The organism is Streptomyces sp. NPDC004838, from assembly GCF_053600955.1.
In genome coordinates this window covers 13294-26379 of record NZ_JBSGAW010000046.1, presented here as the reverse complement: position 1 = coordinate 26379, position 13086 = coordinate 13294, and the positions used below count along the sequence as shown (strand labels likewise).

Below are 13086 nucleotides of genomic sequence, written 5' to 3'. Positions count from 1 at the left end.
CTCGGGTGGCGGGGTCAGGAACATCGGTAACAGGACCGGTGTTGGGATGTTGATGGCGGAATCCGCTGCGTGGAGAACCGGTCCGGAGGCCGGAATGAGGCTCGGGCCGCCCGGCCTCCGGGCCGGCGGTCGTGCCCCCGCGATCGCCATCACCGTGCCGGCCGTCCCGCCACGGCGTGCGACCGGACGGACGAGGCCAATCGGGTGAAGGGGGTGATCGGAGCGGCTTCCCATGCGGCCGATCCGCACCCGGCACTGTCGTACCGCGCGCACATAATGAGAAGACCCCGATACCAGGAGGTGCCGTGACCGGAGTTGGCTCCCCCCGCTCACTGAGATCCCGGCTGCGCTCGCTTCGTACCGCGCCGTTCGGCGCCGACCCCGCCGGAGCGCGGCTGGAGCGGATTCTGCGCTCGCCGAACTTCTCGGACGGGTCCTTCCAGAACCCTGTGGGGGCCAGTACCAGGCCGTCCGGTGCGTCCATGGTCGAATTCGCCAAGATCTACTTTCACAAGGAGGCGAGGGCCCGCAGATCGCCGATCGGCCGGGTACCGCTGCATCCGACCACGCTCCGTGACCTGGCGAAACCCCCGGCGTCCGGGCTGCGCGTCACCTGGATGGGCCATTCCAGCGTGCTCACCGAGATCGACGGGAGGCGAGTGCTGTTCGACCCCGTCTGGGGCGAGCGCTGCTCCCCTTTCCCCTTCGCGGGGCCGAAGCGGCTCCATCCCGTGCCCGTACCCCTCGCCGAACTCGGCGCGGTCGATGTGGTCGCGATCTCCCACGACCACTACGACCATCTCGATCTGCCCACCATCAAGGCCCTGGCCTCCACCGACACCGTCTTCGCCGTTCCTCTCGGGGTCGGCGCCCATCTCGAACGGTGGGGTGTGCCCGCCGACCGGCTGCGCGAACTGGACTGGAACGAGTCGACGAAGGTGGCCGGAATCCGGCTCACCGCGACCCCGGCACGGCACTTCTGCGGCCGGGGCCTGCGCAATCAGCAGAACACCCTCTGGGCGTCCTGGACCGTCGCGGGCCCTGAGCACCGCGTCTACCACAGCGGCGACACGGGCTACTTCCCCGGTTTCCGGGACATCGGCGCGGAGCACGGGCCCTTCGACGCCACGATGATCCAGATCGGGGCGTACAGCGAGTACTGGCCCAAGAATCACACGGATTCTACGCCGTTGCCGGGCGCGTGGCCGGACATTCACATGAATCCTTCGCAGGGGGTCCAGGCCCACCTTGACCTGCGGCAAGGCCAGCCGGGCGGTGTCATGCTGCCGATCCACTGGGGAACATTCAACCTCGCGTTGCATCCCTGGGCCGAGCCGGGGGAGTGGACGCTGGCCGCGGCCGAGGCGGTCGGCCAGGCGGTGGCCTTGCCGATTCCGGGCCAGCCGTTCGAGCCCGCTGGTGAGATTCCCTCGCGTCCGTGGTGGCGGGATGTATCGCAGTCGGTCACCCGCAAGTGGCCGGTGCCGGAGCTTGCTCTGAAGACGACACGTGATCTTGATCTGGTGGGCGAGGACTGATTGCCGGTGGACGTGGAGGAGCTGAGGCGCGTCACGGATATGCTGGCGGCCATGTCGGAAACCGAGCGGGAGCAGTTCCTTCGGGCGATCGACGGGCCGCCGCGTCAACGGCAGCGGGAGCAGCCGTCCGGGTATCGGCCACTGCCTCGTACACGTGGTTCGGGCGTGAGCGTGCGAGTGAAGGTGAACGCGACGCCGCGTTGAACCGTGCACGGGGTCAGGTTGGTTGCGGTGAGGCAGCCGTCGATCAGATGGGGCCGGAGCTGGATTCTGCGTAACTCTCGGCGGAGTGTGCGGTCAAGGTCGTCTGGTGAGGCTTCCCCGGAGGCATCAACGCCGGGGCCCCGGCAAGCGGTCCTGCCGCGCCCGCGCCCACCAGGGCAGCTGCGGCGCGGTGGCCGCGTTCACAGCTCGGCTGAACGTCTCCAGTGCGGCTTCCAGACGGGCGGTGTTCTCCACATCTCCCATGGCGTGCAGCAGCTGTTCGGTGGCGGTGACGACAGCCGGATCGGAGCAGCGCATCAAGGGTGCGGTTGCCGTGGCGGCCCGGGTGAGCGGTTCCCGTACGGCGGCTGCGGTCTGCTTGGTGGCGATGCGCTCCTAGGCGGTGTTTCAGGTGGGTCTTCTGGTTGTCGTCCTGCACCGGGGTGATCGGCCATGTGGGGCGTGGGGATCTTTCCGATGAGCAGTGGTCAGTGCTGGAGGCGTTGTTGCCTGCGGTGGGGGTGAGCCGCAGGTCGCCGGGCCGGCGGCGACTCGTGGACGGCGTGCGGTGGCGTGTGCGGACCGGTGTTCCGTGGCGTGATCTGCCGCGTGAGTACGGGCCCTGGCAAACGGTGTATGGGCTGTTCCGGCGCTGGCAGTGGCAGGGAGTGTGGGCCCGGCTGCTGACGTTGCTGCAGGCACGGGCCGATGCGGCCGGGCTGATCATCTGGGAGGTGAATGTCGACTCCGCGGTCTGTCGGGCCCATCAGCATGCGGCCGGTGCCCGTCGCGGCGGCGCGGAGCAGCAGGAGCCGCCTGGTGGGGTGGCGAGCGAGCCGGATGACCATGGGCTGGGTAGGTCGCGGGGCGGCTTATCCACCAAGATCCATCTGGCGTGCGAGCGGGGCCAGAAGCCGCTGTTGCTCCTGGTCACCGCCGGGCACCGGGGCGACAGTCCTCAGTTCGAGCCGGTACTGGATGCGATCCGGGTACCCAGGCCCGGTGGCGGCCGGCCAAGGACTCGCCCGCTGCGGGTGCGGGGAGACAGGGCGTATTCCTCTCGCGCGAACCGCGCTTACCTGCGCAGGCGCGGGATCAGGTGCACCATCCCCGAGCCGGCCGGCCAGGTGCGCAACCGCAAGGGTCGTGGCCGTGCGGGTGGCCGCCCACCTGCCGTCGACTGGCAGGACGACAAGGCCCGTCACGCGGTCGAGCGCGGGATCAGTCGTCTGAAGCAGCGTCGGGCGGTCGCCACTTGTCGGCGTACAAGCTCTCGGTTCGGTTCGAGGCCACCGTCCACGTCGCGGCGATCCACCAGTGGCTGTGATGCGGTTCCCGGGCCTCTCCTCGTCCGACGCTCAGGGGTGAGACGGCCCGGGTGACCCGTCGCAGGCGGAATTCTGGCCGGTTCGAGCTGCACAACCGTGTCGGCTGCTGCACACGTCCGCGACGGCCGCTCACTTGTGCGGAAGGAACGGCCGTGTGCCGACTCCCATCCCCCCAGCGGCAGGCGGCCCCGCTGTCCGGCTCGCATCGCGGCCGCACCGGCCCTCCCCGTTCGGGTCATGAACGTTCTCGATCTCAGCAGCCGCCCCTTCTCGACACCCCCGCTGAGCAGGCGAGACGAGCCCGCGTGAAGAGGCTGGCCAAGATCGCCCGGTTGCGCTTCACCACCACTAGGCCATCGCGTTCCGCTTGTGAATGAATACCCAGCGTTACATCTCTCTCATTCCCTCTTCTCGTGGGCCCCGATGAAAGGGCACAGCCATGCCTTCGGCCATGCGCAAGACGACCACTCCCAGGGCGCGGCGGCTGGCCGCCGCCACGATCGCGCTCGGCAGCTGCCTGGCCCTCACCGTCCCGGCGGGAACCGCCGCCGCGGCGCCCGCCGACCCGGTGCCAACCGTCTTCTTCGGCGACTCCTACACCGCCAACTTCGGCATCGCTCCCGTGAACAACCAAGACAGCGAGAGGGGCTGGTGCTTCCAGGCCACGGAGAACTATCCCGCCGTCGCCACCCGGCGCCTGGCAGACAAGGACATCACGCTCGACGTCCAGTCGGACGTCTCCTGCGGAGGCGCACTCATCCACCACTTCTGGGAGAAGCAGGAGCTGCCCTTCGGCGCCGGGACGCTCCCGGCGCAACAGGACGCGCTCAAGCAGGACACCCGGCTGATCGTGGGCGGCATGGGCGGCAACACGCTGGGCTTCACCAGCGTGATCAAGCAGTGCTCCGACGAACTCCGCAAGCACCCTCTGCTGCCCGGAGATCCGGCGGACCCGGAAAAGCCGGCCGGCGAATGCCGGGACTTCTTCGAGTCGGAAGACGGAAAGGCATGGCTGGACAACCGGTTCCAGCAGGTCGAAGGGGACCTGGAGCAGATCCTCCTGCGCATGGAGTACTTCTCCCCGGACGCCAAGCGCGTCCTGGTCGGCTACCCCCGGCTCGTGCCCGAGGACACCACCAAGTGCCTGACCCCAGCCCCCGGCCAGACGCAACTGCCGTTCGCCGACATCCCCAAGGACGCGCTACCGGTCCTGGACCAGGTCCAGAAGCGGCTCGACGACGTCATGAAGAAGGCCGCCGCGGATGAGGGTGCCGACTTCGTAGACCTCTACGATCACACCGGGAACAACACGGCGTGCGACGGCGCCAACCGCGGCATCGGCGGCCTGCTGGAGAACTCCAAGCTCGAACTCTTCGGCCAGCCGATCCCGTGGTACGCACACCCCAACGAGAAGGGCCGCGACATCCAGGCCCAGCGCGTGGCCACCAAGATCGAGGAAGTCCTCAACCGCTGACCGGCCACACAACCGCGTTCCCCGCATGAACGAAGCCCCAGGACCCGCCATCGGCCTGGGGCTTCGCAGCACACAGGATTCCAGGGCACTTGTCCCAACTGGCCCTCACCACCGCATGGTGCGCCTGGCAACGCTCACCTCGAGTAGCCCCGCTCAGCGCCGTCCAAGCCAGCGGACCACCAGATGAACCGTCCCCGTCCGCTTCGATCGTGCCGCGTCGGCCGACGAGCGCGATCCACGACCGTCCACGCCGGTGAAGAGGGCGGGCTGAGGCCGACGGAGCCAGGTGGAAGGCCATCTCGTAGGCGACGGCCCGGTGCCAGTGGGGGTCGGGCGGGTCGGCGCCGGAGTGAGCTGCTCGTCGGCGTCCCATCACGACAGGTCTGTTTCCTTGGGGAAGTTGTGGTGGGGATCGGCCACAGCCGTTGTGCGCTGAGGTGCTTCGGCGAGGGTCCGGACGAGTGCGGGAGCCATCCCGAACCGGGAAGTGTCGTTCTGCTGAAGGGCCCGGGTCGGCCGGGGGCTGGTTGGGCCCAGTTCGTCGAGACCGTGGAGCAGTCCCACCGGGTCCTCGGTCGAGAGAGCCTGGACGGGCATGTCCAGACACACCGCGCGGCCTAGGGAGACGCAGGGTAGAGCGGCCGATCCCGTACGGCTCGGCCAGTGCCCCAGGGGCGGGTTCGTGCGCGGATAGCCAGGGCGAGCCCACGCGGCCGGTGAAGACCGGCTCCTGCCTCGGCCGGCGCCCACTGCCCACACGCGCTGGCGGCCACGCGGTTCGTGCGGCTCCGCTTCACGCAGCGCGCACCATGGCTCGGCCGACCCCTCGATCACATCGCCGAGACGCCGGTGCGAGACGCCGGTGAGGGCGGGATGGGACAAGGCCGCACGGGCCCACTTCCCGGTCGCACTCGAAGAACCCGTGCGGCCGTCTGCATGTCATGGCCGGAACGCCATCAGCTATCGCCGCCCGAGTCGTTGGTGAGAGTGGCCCTCAGACCTGCTCGCGGGCCGCTCGACGAGGCGGCGGTGTAGCGACGGGCGAGCCGTGCGAACGCGTCATTGAGTTCGGCTGGTCCGACGACTTGGATGTCGGTCCAGCCATGCGCGGCAGGCAGACGAGCCCACCTGCTACCGCCCGGGCCCGTACGGCGGGATCCGGCCCGTACGCACGCGGTCAGGACTGTTCTTCATGGCGGTTCAGCGCGTTCGCGGCAGACAGCCGAAGCCCCGCACGGGGGACGGGGCCGGTTGGACCCCGCCGGTCCACGGCCCGCAGCAGGAGCGAGAAGGGCGGTCCAGGCACGCGGGCTCCGTCCGGCACGCACTTCCCCGCCCCCGCCCCGCTCGACGGCTCGCCCTGATCCTGTGGCTGGGGGACACCGTGGGCCGAAGGCTGGCGGGCGGGGGCGCTACGTGATCGGGTGGAACCGCAGCACGCTTCAGTCGTCGTGGTCGTCGTGGTCGTCGTGGTCGTCGTGTGGAGGCGGGTGTTGGGGGTGGTGGCCCAGGTGAGTGCGCACAGGCCGGGGAGAGTGACACAGTCGCTGTCGTGACCTTGATGAACGTGCTCGTCGATTTCGCCCGGACCGGCCGTGTCGGTCCGCTTCGCTGCGGTATGCCCCTGGCCGAGGCCGAGGGCCTCCTCGGCCCGGGGCGGCCGCACCCCGCGATCCGCATGAAGGGGCCCGACATCGACGGCTACCCGTACTCCTGGGGCGGGCTCAAGCTGGACGTCACCCAGCGGGCGGTCAGCGGCATCCGGATCGACCTCTGGCCCGGTTCGGCAGCGAAGCTCCCCGCTCTCGTCCTGCCCGGGTCGGAGTCGTTCGAGGCCACGGTGCTCCGCGAGGAACTGGTCGCGGCCCTGGACGCCGCAGGCTGTGAGCATCACGTCAACGACGCCCTCACCTTCGGCCGGCAGTCCAGCATCCTCGCCCGGCCCGCTGACGTCTACGCGGTCTTCAGCCTCCCGGGCCGGGACAACCACGTGCCTCACCGAGATCGTCACTACCTCGACGTGATGCACAAGCGCACGGCTTGACATCGCTGATCCCGCAGAATTCCACGTGCCGGACTGTCAGCCACAGAGCACTGGGGAGGGATCATTTTCAGGCAGCCTTCGGGGGGTCTGCCCGCCCGACGGACGTCACTCGGCGTGGTGATCCACGGAAAGTGAGCCGGAACCCGGGAAATGACGGCGCTCAGGGCGTCCGGGGCATGATCGGGGCAGGACGCGGATCTGTGAAGGCGAGGGGGCACCGCGATGGTGATCAGAGGGTTGCGTCCGGAGAGAGCTGCCCGACTCGAGGCGCTTGTGGATGAGTGCCGACCCCTGCTTGCCCGTGCTGGTGGGATGGCCGCCGTGCAGAGGCTGCTCAGCGAGCGCCGAGTCGAGGTACTCGACGCGGTGGTGATCACGCGCGAGCTGCTGGGGGCCGGCCCCACGGCACTCGGGGAGGCGAAGACCATCGTCCTGACGAGTCCGGGCAGAGGCCGCGAGCTTCACGTGCACGCGCAATTCGTGGACGACCTGGAGCGAAGCGGCGGTCTCGACCGGTGCTGAGCGTTCCCGTCCGGGGGTGCCGCCCGCTGGGCGGCCCCGGATGCGGGATTCGCTGAAGAAGGACGCGCATGCCCTGGTCCGCCGTCCCCGAACTCCCTCCCTTTGTGGCAGAACAGGCCAGGGTACGGGGCCCGGGGAGAGTACGAGGAAGAGTGTCACAAGCGCGATTTGCGGATAAGCAAGGTCGGCTTCGGCAAGATCGAGAATCTTCGCATCGCGCCATGCCGCAGGAGGGGGCGGCGGCATCCCGCCATGGTGCGAAACCGCCGCCCGCCCTCCGGTCCCGTTGCTTCACCTATCGAGATTCGATAGATTCCCATCGTAGCTCGATGGAAGGATGGGCATGGGAAAGCTGACCGTGCGCGCGCTGCGCGCCGTGCTCGTCGTGGTGCTCACCGGCACCGTGTTCGTACAGGCGCTGATGGTGTGGGCGTTGGTCAGCGGGAGCGACCCGGAGGACGGGTCGCTCCCGCTGACCCCGCTGCGCGTGATCACGATCCTGGGCATCGGGACGGCTCAGGTCGCCCTGGTCTGCGTATGGCGACTGGTAACGATGGTGCGACGCGGAACCGTGTTCTCCCACGCCGCCTTCCGGTACGTGGACGTCATCATCGGTGCGATCGTTGCGGCTGCTCTCGTGTGGTTCGCGGTCACGGCCCTGAATGCGCCCGGCCAGCGGGACGACCCGGGCGTCACCCTCATCATGGGCGGGATCGGCGTGGCCATCCTGGGAGTCGCGCTCGTCGTGCTCGTGCTGCGGACGCTGCTCGCCCAGGCCGTCGCCCGCGACGTCGAAGCGGCGCAGATGCAGGCCGAGTTGGACGAGGTGATCTGATGCCGATCGCCGTCGACATCGACGTGATGCTGGCCAGGCGGAAGATGTCCGTGGGCGAACTCGCAGACCGCGTAGGGATCACGCCCGCCAACCTGGCGGTACTCAAGAACGGCCGCGCCAAGGCGGTGCGCTTTGCGACGCTCGCCGCGCTCTGCGAGGTGCTCGAGTGCCAGCCAGGCGACCTGCTTCGCTGGGAGGCCGAGGACACCGCGGGCGAATGAACCGTGCCTGCCGACGCGTCATCGCCGACCCCTCCAGGCCGGTGATGGTCAAAACGCGCGAGACCAAGAAGTCGGCCGGCGGCGGTGTGAGCTGGAACGGGAAGATGGCGGCGGCCAAGGAGCACGCCACCGCCCTGAAGCTGCGCATTCCTGTCCAGGGCAAGCGCATCCTGCTCGTCGACGACGTCTTCACCACCGGAGCCACGTTCCACACCGTCGGGAAATACCTGATGCAGGAGGTCGGCGCCGCGGAGGTCCGTGGCCTGGACCTCGCTCGAGTTCCCCGCTGACAGATACCCGATTGTTCGTGAGCTGGCTCAGGGACGGTTGACGGGTTCTCGTCCGATCTTCTGAGCGGACGGGATTTCGTCGTTTCCGGGGGCTGTCCGAGGCGTTTCGTCACCGCGCTGTCATCCATCCCGCATCCATGGGCCCGCACGTGGGGCGGACGGACGATGTCATCGGAGCTGGACGGTGGCGCAGCAGAACGTCGTGTCCTGGAGCAGTGCCGGAGTGACGGCGATACCGGTCAGGTGCTCCGCCAGAGCGAACGCTGCCGGTGAGGACAGGTCCGTTTCCGGAGCCTCCTCCTTGAGGCGGAAGCCCCGGGCCTTGCCACGCCCCCGCGCTGGGCCAGCCGAGCGCCTCGCACAGCTCGCCGAGCGCCCGCCGCTTCTCCCGGTCCAGATGGGGAGAGAGCCCGACTCCGAAGTCGCAACTGCGTCGAGATCGCCACCAGCCGCACTGGCCCGGTAGGGGTGCGGGACAGCAAGCTGACCGGCGGGCCCGTCCTCCGGTTCTCCCGCCATCCGTTCGCCACGTACCTCGAATCCGTAGAGGCGGACTGAATGCAGCCATCCGCGTCACCAATCCTCGCCCGCCCCAGCCTGGACAAGCACACGGGCCTCGAGCCAGGCCGCGAAGGACCGTAAGGCGCGGCCACACAGTTCCGGTGGCCTTCCTGGACGACGCTGGATCAGCGAAGTGGGGATCTACGAAGTGGCGCGCGTCGAAGCGGTCGGTAAACGCTGGCGCGTACTGCCAGAAGACTTGATCGGCCACGAAGTCGCGGTCGAGATAGAGTGTCGTGGCCGTGATCCGGCCCTCGGGTTCCACTCCGCGGAGGGTGCGAGGAGCCGGCAGGATCACGTCGCCGACGTTGAGATACCGGTGCCCGAACTCCCCAAACAAGATCGCAGCACCCGAACGGATGACCGTGACCTCAGCGCAGTCGGACGCTCGCGGTTCTGTCGGCGTGTGAGCGGTGCTGGTGCGAGCAACTACCGCCGAGAAACCCTGATCGCCGGCCCCCGGCATCTCGACTGGCTCGATGGCCGGCCGTCACGTGGTGCACTACCCCGCACATCCGCGCGAGCTCGGGAAGGTCCGGCGTCAGCCAGGCAGTTCCCAGATGAATATGAGGTTGGTGCCCTTTGCCGCGGCCGTGGCCTGGAATGAGTGAAGAATCCACCCGTTCGCCGTCCCGCCGTCGAGGACGGGCTGAATCGTCTCCTCGATCTTGTCCTCGGCGTTGTCGATGAAGCCGTGCTTGATGTACTGGTTCTCCACCTTGTAGCTGGCCATGGCGTCTCCCTGGGCTGCGGGTGTATCACCTATCATGTCAAGTGTGCTTGACTCGATGGGCTTGAGTCAAGTGTGCTTGACTCGGCGATGAAGGGAGGCGGCCCGGTGCAACAAGACGATGAGACCGCGAGCTATCGGGACTGGAACAAGGCAACCGCTCAGCTTGCACTCTGGACCGCCGCCTGGGCGGCGACACTTGCCGTGGCCAGGTTCGGCCCCGAGTTCGTGTGGGACTGGCAGCAGACGGCGAGCCGGGCCGCCGTCGCCGTCAACGTCCTCGCCGGCGTCGCCTGGATCATCGCCTTCATCCGCTTTGTCCGAGCGCTGGACGACCTTTGGCGCAAGATCATCCAGGATGCACTCGGGGTGGCCCTCGGAGTGGGCTGGGTTGTCGGGTTCGGCTACCTCGTCGCGGACGCCGCCGGGCTCGTCGCCTACGACCTCAACATCGCACTGTTCCCCGCGCTCCTGGGAGTCGCCTACCTGATCGCTCTCGTCGTCGGCTGGATCAGGTACCGATGAGAAACCGCATTGCGACTCTCCGGGCCGAACGCGCCTGGACGCAAGCCGACCTGGCTCAGCGCATCGGTGTGTCACGACAGTCGATCAACGCGATCGAGACGGGGAAGTTCGACCCGAGCCTGCCCGTCGCGTTCCGTCTCGCCAGGCTGTTCGACATGACGATCGAGGACATCTTCACCGACGACGAATGACGCCGGAGGCCGCCTCGGCTCTGCGGGTAGCGATGAGCACCCTCGATGCCGCTGCTCGACGGGGCATCTCACTGTCAGCGGCAGGCAGTCCTGGGCGGTCGCCGGGCCGTTGACGACCCCGAGTTGCAGCGGGTCGGTGAAGGTGCCGCTGCCTGGGAGAGTGCCGCAGTCCAGGGTCCCGGAACCCGTTGACCGGTCGGTGTCGCCGGTCGAGCCGCTCTCCAGGTCACCCCGGTCTTCACACCTTCGAGACCATCGATCCTCTTGAGGTGGCCGGTAGAAGAAGTGCCGAATACGGACGGTTGAAAGAGCTGGTGGATCGGGTCATTCCCACCGCCCGTCCGCAAGGGTGAAGGGTCTTGCTCGCCATCGCCGCCCGGTCCGCACCTTCGGTCCCGGGAAGTCCTCGAACTTCTCAATTCCCATGGAAATCGCGTGAGAGCCTCGGTGTTTCTCTGCGGAACGACTTGTCAGGTCTCTGAAGATCTCCTGTATGTGGCCACAACCCTTCTTGACCACCCCGCGGACGACACTTCAGATCTCTCCTCCGACAGGTGTTCTCCGCCCGGCGCGGCACCCCGGGCACGCACCGGCGGAACCGTCCGCCCGCGGGCCTCTCGGGCCGGGCCCCGTGGGTGGGGGACCGGCCGGGCGGAAGGCGGTTCAGGTGACCGGGACCACCATCGGTGTCCCGGTCACCGGGTCGGGGACGACGATGCTGGGCAGGCCCAGCACCGATTCGATCAGGGGCGCGTCGACGATCTCGCCGGGCGGGCCCTCCGCGTACACCCGGCCGTCCTTCATGGCCACGAGGTGGTCGGCGAACCGGCAGGCATGGTTGATGTCGTGGAGCACTGCGACGACGGTCCGCCCGCCGTCTCTCAACCGGGCGAGCAGGGAGAGAAGTTGGTACTGGTGGGCCAGGTCCAGGAAGGTGGTCGGCTCGTCCAGCAGCAGGTACGGGGTCTCCTGGGCCAGCACCATCGCGATCCACACCCGCTGCCGCTGGCCGCCGGAGAGCTGGGCGACCGGTCGCTGTGCCAGGTCCGCGATCCCGGCCGCCGCCATCGCCTCCCCGATCGCGTGTTCGTCGGCCGCCGTGGTGACGGAGAGGGCGGAGCGGTGCGGGAAGCGCCCCCGGGCGACGAGCTGGCGCACCAGCAGGTTATCCGGGGTGGAGAGCTCCTGCGGCAGGAAGCCGATGTGGCGGGCGATCGCCTTGGGCCGGTACGCGTCCACCGGCCGGCCGTCGAGGACCACGGAGCCCGCCGCCGGCTTGAGCAGCCGGACGAAGGCCCGCAGCAGGGTCGACTTCCCGGAGGCGTTGGCGCCGACGATCGCGGTGAAGGCGCCGTCGGGCACGCCGAGCGAGAGAGAGACGGCGATGGTCCGTTCGCCGTAGGCGAGGGTGATGTCCCGGGCGGCCAGGCGCACGGCTGCCCCCTCGCGGGCGGCGCCCGAGTCGGCACCGGTCGTGGCGGGGTCCGTCGTACGGGGGGCGATGTCGGTCACGGTCGGTTGACTTCCTTGATGAGCAGCCGGATCAGATACAGACCGCCGATCGCGGTCGTCACCGCGCCGACCGGCAGCGCGATGGGGGCCGCCAAGGTCTGCGCGAGAAGATCGGCGGCAAGCAGCAGGACCGCGCCCGTCAGCGCGGCGGGCAGCAGCGGCACGCCGGGTGCCGCCGTGACCCGGCGGCCGATCTGCGGCGCGGCCAGCGCGATGAACGCGATCGGCCCGGTGACGGCGGTGACCGTGGCCGTGCAGCCGACACCGGCCCCGACCATCAGCAGCCGGTGGCGGGTCAGGCCCACGCCCGAGGCGACCGCGATCTCGTCGCCGAGCGCGCTCTGGTGCATCGCGCGCGCCAAGAGCGCGAGCAGTACGGCGAGACCCGAGGCTACGGCCAGCGGCAGTGCGAGATCGTCCCAGCCGATGCCGTTGAGGGAGCCCGCGCTCCAGCCCGACGCGGCGAACGCCACGTCCAGATCGGCCCGCAGCACGATCCACGAGTTCAGGGCGATCAGCATGGCGTTGACGGCGATGCCGACGACGATCAGCCGCATCCCGTCGAGCCCGGCCCGTACCGAGAGGAGGAAGACGGCGCCCGCGGCCAGCAGTCCGCCCGCGATCGAGCCCAGGGCGAGCTGCGTCGCCGTTCCGCCGAGGACGGTGATGGAGAACAACGCTCCGGTGTAGGCGCCCGCGTCCAGCCCGATGACGTCGGGGCTGCCGAGCGCGTTGCGGGTGAGGTTCTGGAAGACCGCGCCGGCGCCGCCGAGCAGCGCGCCGAAGACCACCGCGCCGGCGACCCGGGGCAGCCGCCACTCCCGTACGACGACCGCCTCGTCGCCCCGGCCCGCCAGGGCGCTCAGCACCTGGCCCGGGGTGCTCCAGTCGTCGCCCCGGGCGAGGCCGGTGACGGCGAGGAGCAGCAGCAGGGCGAGGAGTACGGCGCAGCCGGCGGCGGTGCGCGGTTCGAGTCCGAGCGCCGTGAGCGCCCGGCGTGCGCGGCGTGTCCCGGAGCGCGGCGGGCGGGCCCGGCCGTCCGGGGGAGTGGACGCGCCGTCCGGGATTCCGGGGGGTGTGTCGGCCGAAGTGCCGGCGAGGGCGGTCATGG

Annotated in this window: 16 protein-coding genes and 1 pseudogene; 11 read left to right on the top strand and 6 right to left on the bottom strand. The window is 69.3% G+C overall.

Going from position 1 to position 13086, the window contains the following annotated elements:
* Positions 1-305 precede the first annotated feature (305 nt).
* A complete protein-coding gene (locus ACWEFL_RS34145) occupies positions 306-1538 on the top strand; it encodes an MBL fold metallo-hydrolase (RefSeq protein ID WP_451720566.1) in 1233 nt (410 codons plus the stop codon).
* A gap of 330 nt (positions 1539-1868) precedes the next feature.
* Here ACWEFL_RS34145 and ACWEFL_RS34140 read toward each other — a convergent pair whose 3' ends face one another.
* Positions 1869-2060 carry a hypothetical protein gene (locus ACWEFL_RS34140; RefSeq protein WP_451720563.1) on the bottom strand — a complete coding sequence of 64 codons (192 nt, stop codon included), beginning with the start codon at positions 2058-2060 and terminating at the stop codon, positions 1869-1871.
* A gap of 137 nt (positions 2061-2197) precedes the next feature.
* Between ACWEFL_RS34140 and ACWEFL_RS34135 the strand changes: the two genes are divergently transcribed.
* Both ACWEFL_RS34135 and ACWEFL_RS34130 read left to right on the top strand, forming a co-directional pair.
* Positions 2198-3069 (top strand): IS5 family transposase gene (locus ACWEFL_RS34135; RefSeq protein ID WP_451720610.1). Its coding sequence is split into 2 segments (ribosomal slippage): positions 2198-2998 and positions 3001-3069, totalling 870 coding nucleotides; the frame shifts between segments, so codons are not numbered across the junction.
* Positions 3070-3509: 440 nt separating this feature from the next.
* The gene (locus tag ACWEFL_RS34130) at positions 3510-4544 is read left to right on the top strand and encodes an SGNH/GDSL hydrolase family protein (RefSeq protein WP_451720561.1); all 1035 of its coding nucleotides are present in this window, start codon (positions 3510-3512) and stop codon (positions 4542-4544) included.
* 372 nt (positions 4545-4916) lie between these two features.
* Here ACWEFL_RS34130 and ACWEFL_RS34125 read toward each other — a convergent pair whose 3' ends face one another.
* Entirely contained in the window at positions 4917-5141 is a 225-nt protein-coding gene (locus tag ACWEFL_RS34125; protein WP_451720558.1) for a hypothetical protein, read from the bottom strand.
* Positions 5142-6096: 955 nt separating this feature from the next.
* Between ACWEFL_RS34125 and ACWEFL_RS34120 the strand changes: the two genes are divergently transcribed.
* The 5 genes from ACWEFL_RS34120 to ACWEFL_RS34100 all read left to right on the top strand — a co-directional run bounded on the left by ACWEFL_RS34120 (position 6097) and on the right by ACWEFL_RS34100 (position 8456).
* On the top strand, positions 6097-6588 hold the full coding sequence (locus tag ACWEFL_RS34120) for a hypothetical protein (RefSeq protein ID WP_451720555.1): 492 nt from the start codon (positions 6097-6099) through the stop codon (positions 6586-6588).
* A gap of 312 nt (positions 6589-6900) precedes the next feature.
* Positions 6901-7110, top strand: a complete 210-nt coding sequence (locus ACWEFL_RS34115) for a hypothetical protein (RefSeq protein WP_451720552.1) — start codon at positions 6901-6903, stop codon at positions 7108-7110.
* Between the two features lie 343 nt (positions 7111-7453).
* Positions 7454-7945, top strand: a complete 492-nt coding sequence (locus ACWEFL_RS34110) for a DUF2975 domain-containing protein (protein WP_451720550.1) — start codon at positions 7454-7456, stop codon at positions 7943-7945.
* Positions 7945-8166, top strand: a complete 222-nt coding sequence (locus ACWEFL_RS34105) for a helix-turn-helix domain-containing protein (RefSeq protein ID WP_133024831.1) — start codon at positions 7945-7947, stop codon at positions 8164-8166. Before ACWEFL_RS34110 ends, ACWEFL_RS34105 begins: the two co-directional genes overlap by 1 nt.
* The gene (locus tag ACWEFL_RS34100) at positions 8163-8456 is read left to right on the top strand and encodes a ComF family protein (RefSeq protein ID WP_451720547.1); all 294 of its coding nucleotides are present in this window, start codon (positions 8163-8165) and stop codon (positions 8454-8456) included. Before ACWEFL_RS34105 ends, ACWEFL_RS34100 begins: the two co-directional genes overlap by 4 nt.
* 168 nt (positions 8457-8624) lie before the next feature.
* Here the strand turns inward: ACWEFL_RS34100 and ACWEFL_RS34095 are convergent, their stop codons facing one another.
* Positions 8625-8855 carry a DUF6461 domain-containing protein gene (locus ACWEFL_RS34095; RefSeq protein ID WP_451720607.1) on the bottom strand — a complete coding sequence of 77 codons (231 nt, stop codon included), beginning with the start codon at positions 8853-8855 and terminating at the stop codon, positions 8625-8627.
* 36 nt (positions 8856-8891) lie between these two features.
* On the opposite strand from ACWEFL_RS34095, the pseudogene ACWEFL_RS34090 reads away from it, so the two are divergent.
* Positions 8892-9014 (top strand): annotated as a pseudogene (locus ACWEFL_RS34090) (DUF397 domain-containing protein); the annotation flags it as partial.
* A gap of 544 nt (positions 9015-9558) precedes the next feature.
* Here ACWEFL_RS34090 and ACWEFL_RS34085 read toward each other — a convergent pair.
* Positions 9559-9750: a hypothetical protein gene (locus tag ACWEFL_RS34085; protein WP_451720544.1), complete on the bottom strand. Its 192-nt coding sequence runs from the start codon at positions 9748-9750 to the stop codon at positions 9559-9561.
* A 105-nt stretch (positions 9751-9855) separates the two neighbouring features.
* On the opposite strand from ACWEFL_RS34085, the gene ACWEFL_RS34080 reads away from it, so the two are divergent.
* Together ACWEFL_RS34080 and ACWEFL_RS34075 are read left to right on the top strand one after the other, a co-directional pair.
* On the top strand, positions 9856-10272 hold the full coding sequence (locus ACWEFL_RS34080; protein WP_451720541.1) for a hypothetical protein: 417 nt from the start codon (positions 9856-9858) through the stop codon (positions 10270-10272).
* Entirely contained in the window at positions 10269-10463 is a 195-nt protein-coding gene (locus tag ACWEFL_RS34075; RefSeq protein ID WP_451720538.1) for a helix-turn-helix transcriptional regulator, read from the top strand. Before ACWEFL_RS34080 ends, ACWEFL_RS34075 begins: the two co-directional genes overlap by 4 nt.
* Positions 10464-11126: 663 nt before the next feature.
* Here ACWEFL_RS34075 and ACWEFL_RS34070 read toward each other — a convergent pair.
* Together ACWEFL_RS34070 and ACWEFL_RS34065 are read right to left on the bottom strand one after the other, a co-directional pair.
* A complete protein-coding gene (locus ACWEFL_RS34070) occupies positions 11127-11897 on the bottom strand; it encodes an ABC transporter ATP-binding protein (protein ID WP_451720604.1) in 771 nt (256 codons plus the stop codon).
* 74 nt (positions 11898-11971) lie between these two features.
* Positions 11972-13084: a FecCD family ABC transporter permease gene (locus ACWEFL_RS34065; protein ID WP_451720535.1), complete on the bottom strand. Its 1113-nt coding sequence runs from the start codon at positions 13082-13084 to the stop codon at positions 11972-11974.
* Positions 13085-13086 lie beyond the last annotated feature (2 nt).

Bases quoted from the DNA above. Each gene is read 5' to 3' on its own strand.
- ACWEFL_RS34075 (WP_451720538.1), top strand. From the start codon at position 10,269: ATGAGAAACCGCATTGCGACTCTCCGGGCCGAACGCGCCTGGACGCAA.
- ACWEFL_RS34125 (WP_451720558.1), bottom strand. From the start codon at position 5,141: ATGCCCGTCCAGGCTCTCTCGACCGAGGACCCGGTGGGACTGCTCCAC.
- ACWEFL_RS34100 (WP_451720547.1), top strand. From the start codon at position 8,163: ATGAACCGTGCCTGCCGACGCGTCATCGCCGACCCCTCCAGGCCGGTG.
- ACWEFL_RS34130 (WP_451720561.1), top strand. From the start codon at position 3,510: ATGCCTTCGGCCATGCGCAAGACGACCACTCCCAGGGCGCGGCGGCTG.
- ACWEFL_RS34110 (WP_451720550.1), top strand. From the start codon at position 7,454: ATGGGAAAGCTGACCGTGCGCGCGCTGCGCGCCGTGCTCGTCGTGGTG.
- ACWEFL_RS34085 (WP_451720544.1), bottom strand. From the start codon at position 9,750: ATGGCCAGCTACAAGGTGGAGAACCAGTACATCAAGCACGGCTTCATC.
- ACWEFL_RS34105 (WP_133024831.1), top strand. From the start codon at position 7,945: ATGCCGATCGCCGTCGACATCGACGTGATGCTGGCCAGGCGGAAGATG.
- ACWEFL_RS34065 (WP_451720535.1), bottom strand. From the start codon at position 13,084: ATGACCGCCCTCGCCGGCACTTCGGCCGACACACCCCCCGGAATCCCG.
- ACWEFL_RS34140 (WP_451720563.1), bottom strand. From the start codon at position 2,060: ATGCGCTGCTCCGATCCGGCTGTCGTCACCGCCACCGAACAGCTGCTG.
- ACWEFL_RS34115 (WP_451720552.1), top strand. From the start codon at position 6,901: ATGGCCGCCGTGCAGAGGCTGCTCAGCGAGCGCCGAGTCGAGGTACTC.